Origin of the sequence: Citrobacter sp. wls718, assembly GCF_005280945.1 — a bacterium.
Lineage (GTDB): Bacteria > Pseudomonadota > Gammaproteobacteria > Enterobacterales > Enterobacteriaceae > Citrobacter > Citrobacter gillenii.
On record NZ_SZWV01000117.1, the window covers coordinates 19,354 to 31,286 of the forward strand.

General features: G+C 53.0%; 8 protein-coding genes and 1 pseudogene. 2 read left to right on the forward strand and 7 right to left on the reverse strand.

Annotated elements, in window-relative coordinates:
* Positions 1-3 precede the first annotated feature (3 nt).
* Positions 4-1,107: a bifunctional L-1,2-propanediol dehydrogenase/glycerol dehydrogenase gene (gldA, locus tag FDW95_RS22425; RefSeq protein WP_115259751.1), complete on the forward strand. Its 1,104-nt coding sequence runs from the start codon at positions 4-6 to the stop codon at positions 1,105-1,107.
* 106 nt (positions 1,108-1,213) lie between these two features.
* Here the strand turns inward: gldA and katG are convergent, their stop codons facing one another.
* From katG to metB, 5 genes and pseudogenes are all read right to left on the reverse strand, one after another.
* Positions 1,214-3,394, reverse strand: coding sequence for a catalase/peroxidase HPI (katG, locus tag FDW95_RS22430; RefSeq protein ID WP_115259752.1), 2,181 nt, complete (start codon positions 3,392-3,394; stop codon positions 1,214-1,216).
* Between the two features lie 167 nt (positions 3,395-3,561).
* Complete coding sequence (gene metF, locus FDW95_RS22435; RefSeq protein WP_096758802.1) at positions 3,562-4,449, reverse strand: methylenetetrahydrofolate reductase; 888 nt, start codon at positions 4,447-4,449, stop codon at positions 3,562-3,564.
* Between the two features lie 157 nt (positions 4,450-4,606).
* A pseudogene (locus tag FDW95_RS24095) lies at positions 4,607-4,934 on the reverse strand (LysR family transcriptional regulator); the annotation flags it as partial.
* Between the two features lie 186 nt (positions 4,935-5,120).
* Positions 5,121-7,553, reverse strand: a complete 2,433-nt coding sequence (gene metL / locus FDW95_RS22450) for a bifunctional aspartate kinase/homoserine dehydrogenase II (protein ID WP_115259753.1) — start codon at positions 7,551-7,553, stop codon at positions 5,121-5,123.
* Positions 7,554-7,555: 2 nt separating this feature from the next.
* Positions 7,556-8,716 (reverse strand): cystathionine gamma-synthase, encoded by a 1,161-nt coding sequence (gene metB, locus FDW95_RS22455; RefSeq protein WP_115259754.1) that lies wholly within the window; start codon positions 8,714-8,716, stop codon positions 7,556-7,558.
* 265 nt (positions 8,717-8,981) lie between these two features.
* On the opposite strand from metB, the gene metJ reads away from it, so the two are divergent.
* A complete protein-coding gene (gene metJ / locus FDW95_RS22460; protein WP_003825168.1) occupies positions 8,982-9,299 on the forward strand; it encodes a met regulon transcriptional regulator MetJ in 318 nt (105 codons plus the stop codon).
* Between the two features lie 120 nt (positions 9,300-9,419).
* Here the strand turns inward: metJ and FDW95_RS22465 are convergent, their stop codons facing one another.
* Entirely contained in the window at positions 9,420-10,844 is a 1,425-nt protein-coding gene (locus tag FDW95_RS22465; RefSeq protein WP_115259755.1) for a glycoside-pentoside-hexuronide (GPH):cation symporter, read from the reverse strand.
* 89 nt (positions 10,845-10,933) lie between these two features.
* Positions 10,934-11,614 carry an oligogalacturonate-specific porin KdgM family protein gene (locus tag FDW95_RS22470; protein WP_096758810.1) on the reverse strand — a complete coding sequence of 227 codons (681 nt, stop codon included), beginning with the start codon at positions 11,612-11,614 and terminating at the stop codon, positions 10,934-10,936.
* Positions 11,615-11,933 lie beyond the last annotated feature (319 nt).

Consider the following 11,933-nt stretch of genomic DNA (forward strand, 5'->3'; position numbering starts at 1 on the left):
CGTATGGATCGCATTATTCAATCACCGGGTAAATACATCCAGGGTGCCGATGTTATTACTCGTCTTGGCAGTTACCTCAAACCGCTGGCGGAACGCTGGCTGGTTGTTGGAGACAAATTTGTCTTAGGCTTTGCCCAACCCGCCCTGGAAAAAAGCTTCCAGGATGCCGGTCTGGCGCTGGAAATCGCCCCGTTTGGCGGCGAATGTTCACAAAACGAAATCGATCGCCTGCGCGGCGTCGCGGAACAAGCGCAGTGTGGCGCGGTATTAGGCATTGGTGGCGGTAAAACCCTGGATACCGCCAAAGCACTGGCCCACTTTATGGGCGTGCCGGTTGCCATTGCACCGACCATTGCCTCAACCGATGCCCCCTGCAGCGCGCTGTCGGTAATTTACACCGATGCAGGTGAGTTCGATCGCTATCTGCTGCTGCCGAACAACCCGGACCGGGTCATTGTGGATACCAAAATTGTCGCGGGGGCACCGGCTCGTTTACTTGCCGCCGGCATTGGCGATGCGCTGGCAACCTGGTTTGAAGCCCGCGCCTGTTCACGCAGCGGCGCCACCACCATGGCCGGTGGTCAGTGTACTCAGGTGGCACTGGCGCTAGCCGAGCTGTGCTACAACACGCTGATCGAAGAAGGCGAAAAAGCGATGCTGGCCGCCGAGCAGCACGTGGTGACCCCAGCACTGGAGCGCGTGATTGAAGCCAACACCTACCTGAGCGGCGTCGGTTTTGAAAGCGGTGGGCTGGCCGCAGCACATGCTATTCACAACGGCCTGACGGCCATCCCGGATGCACATCACTATTATCACGGTGAAAAAGTGGCATTCGGTACGTTAACGCAGTTAGTACTGGAAAATGCGCCGGTAGAAGAAATTGAAACCGTGGCGGCACTGTGCCACTCCGTTGGTCTGCCAATCACCCTTGCCCAACTGGATATCAAGCAGGATATTCCGGCCAAAATGCGCATCGTGGCCGAAGCAGCCTGTGCCGAAGGCGAAACCATTCACAACATGCCTGGCGGAGCCACGCCGGATCAGGTTTACGCCGCGCTGCTGGTGGCAGATCAGTACGGTCAGCGATTCCTGCAAGAGTGGGAATAAGCACGGTTTGACCGGATGGCGGCTTCGCCTTATCCGGCCATGCCTAACGGCCAATAAAAATCCCCGCAATTGCGGGGATTTTCTGTATGCCATCCGGCCTCTTGCTTTACAGCAAGTCGAAACGGTCCAGATTCATCACTTTCACCCATGCCGCGACAAAGTCTTTCACAAACTTCTCGTGGGCATCGCTGCAGGCATACACTTCAGCCACAGCACGCAGGACCGAGTTAGAGCCAAACACCAGGTCAGCGCGGGTTGCCGTGTACTTCACTTCGCCGCTCAGACGGTCGCGACCTTCAAACAGCTCCTGTGACGCATCAACCGCCTTCCACTCATGACGCATATCCAGCAGATTGACAAAGAAGTCAGTGCTGAGCACGCCTGGGCGATCGGTAAAGACGCCATGCTGGCTACCATCGAAGTTTGTTCCCAGCACACGCATACCGCCCACCAGCACGGTCATTTCCGGCGGGGTTAACATCAGTTGCTGCGCTTTATCGATCAGCAGCGACTCGGTGGTCGAAACCTCAGGACGGGAACGATAATTACGGAAACCATCGGCAATCGGCTTGAGCAGTTCAAACATCTCAATATCAGTCTGATCCTGACGCGCATCCACACGACCCGGCGCAAAAGGTACATTGATGCTGACACCTGCCGCGCTTGCCGCCTTCTCTACACCAACGACGCCTGCCAGCACGATGATATCGGCTAACGAGGCGGTATGCGCCGATTTATAAATACCTTCCAGCACCGGCAGAACACGGGCTGCCGTCGCATTCACCTCCCAGCCGCGTTGCGGATTCAGCGCCAGACGCGCCCCGTTAGCCCCGCCGCGTTTATCGCCCCCGCGGAACGTTGACGCAGAAGCCCATGCCACCGACACCAACTCGCCCACGGAAAGCCCGGAAGCCGCAATGGTCGCCTTCAGGTTAAGGATATCTTCTTCGCTTGGGTTGAAGAACGCGTGCGGCAGCGGATCCTGCCAAATCAGATCTTCCTGCGGGACTTCTGGTCCAATGTAACGTGATTTTGGCCCCATATCCCTGTGCGTCAGCTTAAACCATGCGCGGGCAAAGGCTTCGTTAAACGCCTGCGGATCGTTGAGGAAACGACGGGAGATCTTCTCGAATTCCGGATCAAAACGCAGCGTCAGATCGGTAACCAGCATCGTCGGCTTACGTTTTTTCGACGGATCAAACGGATCCGGAATAATTTCAGGAGCATCGACCGCTTCAAACTGGATAGCACCGGCCGGGCTGCGGGTCTGTACCCATTCGTATTTGAACAGGTTCTCGAAGAAATAGTTGCTCCACTGGGTCGGCGTTTGCGTCCAGACCACTTCCAGACCGGAGGTGATGTTGTCTGCGCCCACACCGCTGCCGTAGCTGCTGGCCCAACCTAAGCCCTGCGCCTCAATCGGTGCTGATTCTGGATCGGGGCCGACGTGCGATGCAGGACCTGCACCGTGGGTTTTACCCAACGTATGACCACCGCCAATCAGCGCCACGGTTTCTTCGTCATTCATCCCCATGTTGCCGAAGGTGGCACGAATCGCTGCTGCCGCGGAAAGCGGTTCACCGCTGTGATCCGGCCCTTCCGGGTTCACGTAGATAAGTCCCATCTCAGTCGCACCCAGCGGGGCTTTCGCCAGCTCTTCCGGGTGGCGGTGCGTCAACCAGGCTTTTTCGTCACCCCAGTTCACATCAAGATCCGGTTCCCATACGTCTTCACGACCGGCACCAAAGCCAAAGGTACGGAAGCCGGAGTTCTCCAGCGCCACGTTACCCGCGAGGATAAACAGGTCGGCCCAGGAAATTTTCTGACCATACTTTTGCTTAACAGGCCACAACAAACGACGGGCTTTATCCAGGCTCACGTTGTCCGGCCAGGAGTTCAGTGGTGCAAAACGCTGCTGTCCGCGACCTGCGCCACCGCGTCCATCAATGGAGCGATAGGTCCCTGCGCCGTGCCATGCCATACGGATAAACAAACCGGCATACGTGCCCCAGTCAGCGGGCCACCACGGTTGAGATTCGGACAGGAGGGCTCTGAGATCCCCTTTCAGGGCAGAATAGTCGAGTTTGCTAAATTCTTTGCGGTAATTGAAATCTTCACCCAATGGGTTCGAACGGTTGGAGTGTTGGTTCAAAAGGTCTACGCGGAGTTGATTCGGCCACCAGTCGCGGTTATTTCTTCCTGCTCCCGCGCTGGGATCGTGACCGCCTTGATGGAAAGGACACTTACCGGCAGTTGATGCGTTTTGGCTATCGTCGGACATGCTCATCTATATGCTCCCTTTACAGTGTTCTAGCTACGATATACACCACCAGAGATAAGATATAGTCGAAAAAACCCACAGATTCGATAGCTAAATCCTTTTATATTTTTAGTTACAGAGATGTAGATCAAAATGATCAACAAAAAGCCCTCCGTAGAGGGCTGATGTTACAATTAAGCAGGCCTGACGCCCAGCGTATGGCATATCGCGTAGCTCATCTCGGCGCGATTGAGCGTATAGAAATGGAAATCTTTCACCCCTTCACGGCTTAAAATCTTCACCATGTCCATGGCAATGTTAGCGCCCACCAGCTTGCGGGTTTCCGCATCATCATCCAGACCGTCAAACATCGTCGACATCCAGGAAGGGATGCGCACGTTGGTCATGTCAGCGAATTTTTTCGCCTGCTTAAAATTAGAGACCGGCAGGATACCCGGGATAATTTCCACATCGATACCTGCGGTTACGCAGCGGTCACGAAAACGCAGATAGCTTTCCACGTCGAAGAAAAACTGGGTGATCGCGCGATTCGCTCCGGCGTCGACCTTACGCTTCAGGTTGAGCAGATCGGCCTGGGCGCTTTTCGCTTCCGGGTGGACTTCCGGATAGGCCGCAACAGAGATATCAAAGTCTGCCACTTCTTTGAGTAACCCAACCAGATCGGCGGCGTACATATCCGGTTTGCCACTGCCTGGCGGCAGGTCGCCGCGCAGGGCCACAATATGACGAATCCCGTTGTTCCAGTAATCCTGAGCGATAATTCGCAGCTCGTCGCGAGTAGCATCAATACAGGTCAGATGCGGGGCCGCTTCAAGACCGGTGCGATCCTTAATCCCCTTAATGATGCTGTGCGTGCGGTCACGCTCACCGGAGTTTGCGCCGTAGGTCACGGAGACAAACTTGGGCTTCAGACTGCTCAGGCGATCGATTGAGTTCCACAGTGTTTGCTCCATTTCACTGGTGCGCGGCGGGAAAAACTCAAACGAAACGTTAATCTGACCCTGGACTTCAGCCAGGCTCTGATTCAGGGCTTCCCGCTGGTTGGCGTGAAAAAAGCTCATACCTTACCTCATCAATCTTTTGTCGTTATATGTTGTGTTGTGAACTGCTATACGTTTAGACGTCTAGATGTAAAAATGACGGAAAAGCGCCGTAACGTCAACATAAAAATCATCGTGAAAGGTGAGGAATACTCAGTGAAGATGAAAATAATTCACTTTAGCGTGCAGAAAGGAAGGACGCCGAGAGTAATGAAGGAAGCCATTGCAGGCGAGATTCTTGTTCAGGCGGTAATATCAGTCCGACAGTGATGCACAATTCCGTGTCGCATAGCGGACGAAAAACTACTCCCTGCCGCTGGATAGCTGCAAACGATGCCGGAAACAGGCTCACCCCCTCGCCACGCGCAATACGCGCGAGCAGAACATCATGCTCCAGCGGCTCTTCAATGCAGACAGGCGAGCGGGATCACGGTGAGTCCAGTAGCCTCCAGCGGCAGCGCCACACTAGCCGCGTCCAGTTTTCCACGCCGCACCTGGCGCGTTAGGTAACGCCACACCGCAGTTAAAGGTGCACATTGCCGCTGCGCTGAACGGGCTGTTCGCCGCAAAAGAGGTGTTTGCGAAACAGTAAAGATGCCGGATGGCGATGCTTGCGCATCTTATCCGGCCTACACGGCATTACCCTTACTACGTAGGCCGGATAAGCGTAGCGCCATCCGGCAACACACACCCTACAGCAACTGCGCCAGACGATTAATATCCGACTGAATCGCCCCGGCGGTCACATCACGACCCGCCCCCGGCCCACGGATCACCAGCGGGTTATCGCGGTACCAGCGGCTTTCGATGGCGAACACGTTATCGCACGGCAGCAGCGCCGCCAGCGGGTGTTCAGGGCGAACCGCTTCCACCCCCACACGCGCTTTGCCGTTGGCATCGAAACGTGCCACGTAGCGCAGTACCAGCCCCATTTCACGGGCGGCCTCCAGCCGCTGAACCATCTGCTCATTCAGCTCATCGCCATTTTCAAAGAAATGGTCAATAGAGCCTTCTTCACAGTGCGCAGGTACCAGTGACTCCACGCGAACCTGGTCCGGCTCGATGTCGTAGCCCGCTTCACGCGCCAGGATCACCAGCTTGCGCATCACATCTTTACCAGAAAGGTCAACGCGCGGATCCGGCTCAGTCAGCCCCTGCTGCCACGCCTGATCCACCAGATCGGTAAACGGAACAGAACCGTCAAATTGCAGGAACAGCCACGACAGCGTGCCGGAGAAGATCCCGCTGATCGACAAAATGGTGTCTCCGCTGTCAATCAGATCCCGTACGGTATGATTGATCGGCAATCCGGCGCCGACAGTGGCGTTATACAGCCAGTGACGACCGGTTTTCTCAAAGGCGTCGTGGATTTGGCGATACTTATTACTCGTGCTTGCGCCAGCCAGTTTATTGGCGCTAATCACGTGAAAACCGTGGCTGGCGAAATCCAGATACTGATCCGCCAGTTGTTCACTGGCGGTGACGTCCAGCACGACTAAATCGTCATACGGGTGCGCGCGCATCCACAGGAACAAGGATTCTTCATCCTGCTCTACCGCTTCATCATCAAAGAAGGCTAACGCGCGGCTGGCGTCCAGTCCTTCGTAATTCAGCAGGCTACGGCGGCTATCCACCACGCCTGCCAGCACGAATTCAAAACCGGTACGCGCAGACAGCGTGCTCTGCTCACGGGCAAACAGCTCCAGCCAGCGAGAACCGATATTCCCCTTGCCAAACAGCACCAGGCCGATGCGTTTTTCAGCGCGGAAAATTGACTGGTGCAGACCCTGGATCAGGCTTTCGGTCGGGCCAGTACGCAGCACGGCAACCAGGCTGATACCCTCTTCTGACTGCCAGGTAAACTCAACCGGCTGGCCCTTCAGTTGTTGCCAGAAACGGTGGCAGTGCAGCGGGTTACGCGTCACCCCAGCACCCACCATCGCCACCAACGCCAGGCCTTGACGCAAACGCAGCTCGCCCGGCAGGCCTGCTTCATCAAGAATTTTCAGCGCGCCGTCAGCGACTTCAGAGGTGTAGCAAAATTGCAGCAGTTGGCGATCAGGATGCACACCCACCGCCAGCGGACGCACCTGTGCACGTTTTAAAATCTGGTCGATATCTTTGTAAGCCAGCTTAAAGTCCTGACCTGTGGGCACCTGGAACTCAATCAGGCAAACGTCGTCATGGCTGGTGACAATACGCGCCCCGGTACCGGAAGCCAGCACGCGTTCAATGCGCGTCGATCCTTGTTCCGGCGTATAGCTACAGCGCAACTGGAGATCAATATCGCTGCCGGAAACCGGCTGTAAGGTACGGGCATGGAGAACCGGTGCCGCCAGACGCGCCAGTTCGCTGGCTTCATCAAGGCGCAGCAACGGCAGCAAACACGCATCTTTTACTTTGCGCGGATCCGCGCTGTACACCCCGGCGACATCGCTCCAGATAGTCACGCGGGAAACACCCGCCAGTGCGCCAACCTGGGTCGCGGAGTAGTCAGAACCGTTACGCCCCAACAGCACCGTTTCGCCCGCATTACTGCGGCTGATAAATCCGGTCACCACCAGGCGTTTCCCCGGATGCTGCGCCAACAGCTGTTGCAGTAAGGGATACGAAAGGCCTTCATCCACCTGCGGTTGAGCGCCGCGTTCCGCGCGCAAAAACTCGCGCGCATCCAGCCAGGCAGATTCCAGACCCTGCTGGTTAAGTACGGCAGACATCAGACGCGCTGACCACACTTCACCATGCCCGACTACTTCAGCGTAGACCGTATCGTTGACGCCGCCGTCGAGTAAACCGGCCAGGCGCTCCAGATCGTGAATAAACTCGCCAATCAGCCCATCGGCCACGTCTGGTGGTAACAGACCGCTAATAAGCTCGCTCTGATAGCGGCGTAACGCCTGCTGAACCTGATGCGCAGAAAGGCGATCGGTCTGGCTTAACTTCAGCCAGCTAATCAACTGGTTAGTGGTACTGCCCGCCGCGGAAACAACCATCATGTCGTCAGGCTGCGAGTACTCAGCCATAATGCCTGCGACACGTAAATAACATTTCACGTCAGCCAGACTACTACCACCAAATTTGTGCAGTTGACGACCCTTCGCCCCTGCCTGCGCAATCACACTCATGTTTACCCCTTGTTTGCAGCCCGGAAGCCATTTTCCAGGTCGGCAATTAAATCTTCGCCATCTTCAATACCGGTGGAGATACGCAGCAGCGTCTCAGAAATGCCGGCAGCAGCACGTGCTTCTGGTGCCATCCCCGCGTGGGTCATGGTCGCGGCATGGGAGATCAGGCTTTCGACGCCCCCCAGTGATTCTGCCAGCGTAAACAATGATAACCCGCCAAGGAAGTCGCGCAGCGTTTGCTCATCACCATCCAGTTCAAAACTCAACATCGCGCCAAAGCCTTTTTGCTGACGCGCGGCAATTTCATGCCCCTGATTATCCGGCAGTGACGGGTGATACAGTTTTTTCACCAGCGGCTTGGTTTGCAAATAGTCGACAATCGCCTGGGCGTTGCGTTGTGCCACCTCCATACGAGGTGATAGCGTACGCAGGCCGCGCAACAGCAGATAACTATCAAATGCGCCGCCGGTGACGCCGATATTATTCGCCCACCATGCCAGCTCAGTGACCAGTTCTGGATCTTTTGCAATCACCACGCCAGCCACGACATCTGAGTGACCATTTAAATATTTCGTGCATGAATGCAACACCAGATCGGCGCCCAATGCCAGTGGATTTTGCAGTGCCGGGCTTAAAAACGTGTTATCAACGACGCTTACCGCGCCAGCCTCACGCGCCAACTGGCAGATTTTCGCAATATCGACCACGCGTAACAGCGGATTACTTGGGCTTTCTACCAGCACCAACGTCGGTTTCTCCGCTAACGCAGCCTTCAGCGCGGCTTCATTGCCTTGATCGACAAACAGCACGCGATAACACCCACGCTTCGCCAGGCTGTCAAACAGGCGATAGCTGCCGCCGTAACAGTCGTGCGGCGCCACCAGCAGGTCGCCCGGCTTCAGGAACACCGTAGTTACCAGATGAATTGCCGACATACCGGTACTGGTCAGCACCGCGCCCGCACCGCCTTCCAGCTCCGCCAGCGCACGCTGGACAACATCACGCGTCGGGTTACCGCGACGTGAATAGTCATGGGCCCGAGGCTCGTTGAATCCGGTAAAATTATAGGTGCTTGAAAGGTGAATCGGCGGGACAACGCAACCGTACTGCTCGTCGTCATTTAATCCGCTACGCACTGCGATGGTGGCCTGTTTACGCGTCATATTGAGGAGTTCCTGGCTGAGCCGGTGAATAGTCAGACCCCAGAGTAATCATTGTTACAATAGCCGTCAATACATCTGGACATCTAAACTTCTTTGCGTATAGATTGAGCAAATTCAAAATAGCCGTTAAAATTATATGCATTAGCGTACATCTGCGTCGGCTAACTTCGTGTCAGGGCCGCGCCACTACGATAAACTACGCACAGTTATGGTCCGGGCTCAGGTTCTGGCCTCAAATTTAATGACAAAGAGGATTAAGTATCTCATGGCTGAATGGAGCGGCGAATATATCAGCCCATACGCTGAGCACGGTAAGAAGAGTGAGCAAGTCAAAAAGATTACGGTTTCCATTCCTCTGAAGGTGTTAAAGATCCTTACCGATGAACGCACGCGTCGTCAGGTGAACAACCTGCGCCACGCCACCAACAGCGAGTTGCTGTGTGAAGCGTTTCTGCATGCCTTTACCGGACAACCGTTACCCAACGATGACGATCTGCGCAAAGAGCGCAGTGATGAAATCCCGGAAGAAGCCAAGGTAATTATGCGTGAACTGGGGATCAACCCGGAGACGTGGGAGTACTAACTAGTTAAAACGGCGGCTGACGTTGCAAAAGATGAGAAGACGCGGGACTGCTCCCGCCTCTTCTCGTCCTGTTTCTCCTAACGCATAACGCGCGAGACAGAGCCTCATACCTTCACGACGTTACTTACTAATACCATTGAGCTTGTTCAATGTTTCTTCCATTTTGAGCGTTTCTTTACGGTTCAACGGATAGAAATAAATCAGCACGACCGCCGCCAAAAACAAGCATAAAGCCGGCAAGAGATTCGCCATCGTATAAATATTTTCCTGCACAATGCTGGTTTGCACCGCACCGCCGGTTGATGACGATTGATAACCAATGATCGCCAGCATAAAGCCGCCAATGGCCCCTGCGCACGCCTGACCCACCTTGCGGGCAAAGAAGTTCACGCCATAAACGGTACCATCCTCACGATCGCCGGTGACATACTGGTGGTAGTCGCAAACATCGGTCATGAACGCCCAAATCATCAGGTTGAATAACCCCGCCCCCAACGTCGCCAGGAACAGGAAAACCAAATAGACTTTCGCGTCGGTGATATGGGTGAAATACATGATCACGTACATGACCACCGAAAAGAGCAGCGCACCTACGCTGGCTTCTTTCTTACCAAATCGCTTCGTGAGCCAGGATGCCGAGGGTGCCAGCAAAATCAAGGAACCAAAGGTAAACAGTAACGCGACAGACATCGCCTCTTTATTGTGGAAATAGTCATTAAACAGATAGGTCATATTGGTGCCGGAAAGCCCCTGATTAATCACGATCAGCAGATCCACAACAACTAAAACAATCAATGCTTTATTGCGTATCAACCCTTTCAGAAGCACCGACACAGGCATGCTATCTTTTCTTTCCACCCGCACGCGTTCCGTCGTTAAATGGCAGGTCAGCGTTAAAAAGATAAAGCCCAGTATTGCGCAACCAATGGCGATCCAGAAGAAGTGCTGCCCGGAAATCACCTGGCTTCCGTCCACCAAAGTGGTGTACATCAGGATAGGAATAAAAAATCCGGTTGCCCCGCCGCCGATTGCGGACCCAACGCTGCGGTAGGTTGAAAGCGATACGCGATCTTCCGGGTTAGAGCTAATCGCCGCAGACATGGCACCATAAGGAATACTCACAGTCGATAGCAGTGAGCCGTAAATAAAATAGGAGATGCAGATGTAGATAATTTTCGCCGTATAAGAAAAGTCTTGTACAAACGGCAGAAACAGGACGACCGCAATGATACAGAATGGATACTTCATGCGGCGTACCCAAGGGTTAAAACGCCCGTACGCCGTCAGTTTAGACGTATCACATAAGCGCCCTACGCCAACATCGACAAACGCATCAAAGAGTTTGGTCACAAAATAAAGTGAGCCAACAATAACGCCAGAAACACCGAGTACGTTGGTGTAATAAATCATTAAAAAGCTATTCACTAACCCAAGAATAAAACAGGTTCCCAGGTCACCACATAAATAACCAATTTTATCTCTGAATCCGAAAGGTCTGACGGCAATACTGCTATTGCTTCTAATCATAGTTCCATCATTGGACATGATGTCAACTCCTTAGATACACTATTCACGCAAATTATGCTTATATCCCGATACTCAGCGTAATAAACCGATGAGAAGAGTATTAGCGATCAGAAGTTATAACCGAGACCGACACGATAACGGGTCTGACGATCGTCTGTCGTTGTTGTGTTATAACCTGATGAAACATTACCGATTTCAACAAAAGGAACCCAGGAACCTATGTTATAAGCAACCCGGAAGTTATACTCATAATCTTCGCTTTTGTTGTTATATAAATCTTCACTATCGGCAATTTTATAAATGCCGTTCAGTTCAAACATCCAGTTATTGATGTTATAACCAACCCAGGCTTCAGGGCGATAAACCATACGATCATCTTTACCCTCCGTGTTTCTACGCATGTACTCTTGACGATAGCGGAACGCGGTCCACCAGTTGTCATTGATGTTATACTGCACGCGAATATAAGGCTTATAAATCGTGATGTTATCGCCAGTCTCGATTGCAATACCCGGCTGCCAGGTAAGCCCCTGCGAAGTAAATTGATAGCTTGCTGTATACTCGTTGCCGTTACTTTCCATATTGTTCCACGCATCATTCGATTGCGAGTCATCGGAACGTGAGATAGCTTCGACTGCCACACCAAAACCGGTAGCAAAACGGTGAGACATATAAACACGGTCATAGTTACGGCCATCGTCATAATATTCATGGCGGTAATCAACATAACCTGCGTGTGCAGCTGCAGAGAATAATGGAATAAGTAATAATGCGGAGTTTAATTTCATAAACGTCCCTTCCCATAAACAATTAAGGAATGAATCCATATGACCTCCCTAAAAAGGATAATCAAATTGGATCTATGAATAATTTTAGATTTCCCAAAAATTGTATTTAAGCTGGAGGGACAAAACCTTTTAAATTTTGCCAAAAACTCAAATCAGTGGCAAAGACGTAAAGATAAAAACGATAAAGATCACCAATAGAAACATTTTACCGATAAAATAAAAACACTGTTTTATTTATTTATTGATTTTACATTCACCGCAAGCATACATATTTCAGCACTGATTCACAGGTACAAAAAAAGCGCCTTACGGCGCTTTT

What these genes read in the sequence shown, in the direction of transcription:
- gldA (WP_115259751.1), top strand. Translation starts at nt 4, where the DNA reads ATGGATCGCATTATTCAATCACCGGGTAAATACATCCAGGGTGCCGAT.
- katG (WP_115259752.1), bottom strand. Translation starts at nt 3,394, where the DNA reads ATGAGCATGTCCGACGATAGCCAAAACGCATCAACTGCCGGTAAGTGT.
- metF (WP_096758802.1), bottom strand. Translation starts at nt 4,449, where the DNA reads ATGAGCTTTTTTCACGCCAACCAGCGGGAAGCCCTGAATCAGAGCCTG.
- metL (WP_115259753.1), bottom strand. Translation starts at nt 7,553, where the DNA reads ATGAGTGTGATTGCGCAGGCAGGGGCGAAGGGTCGTCAACTGCACAAA.
- metB (WP_115259754.1), bottom strand. Translation starts at nt 8,716, where the DNA reads ATGACGCGTAAACAGGCCACCATCGCAGTGCGTAGCGGATTAAATGAC.
- metJ (WP_003825168.1), top strand. Translation starts at nt 8,982, where the DNA reads ATGGCTGAATGGAGCGGCGAATATATCAGCCCATACGCTGAGCACGGT.
- FDW95_RS22465 (WP_115259755.1), bottom strand. Translation starts at nt 10,844, where the DNA reads ATGTCCAATGATGGAACTATGATTAGAAGCAATAGCAGTATTGCCGTC.
- FDW95_RS22470 (WP_096758810.1), bottom strand. Translation starts at nt 11,614, where the DNA reads ATGAAATTAAACTCCGCATTATTACTTATTCCATTATTCTCTGCAGCT.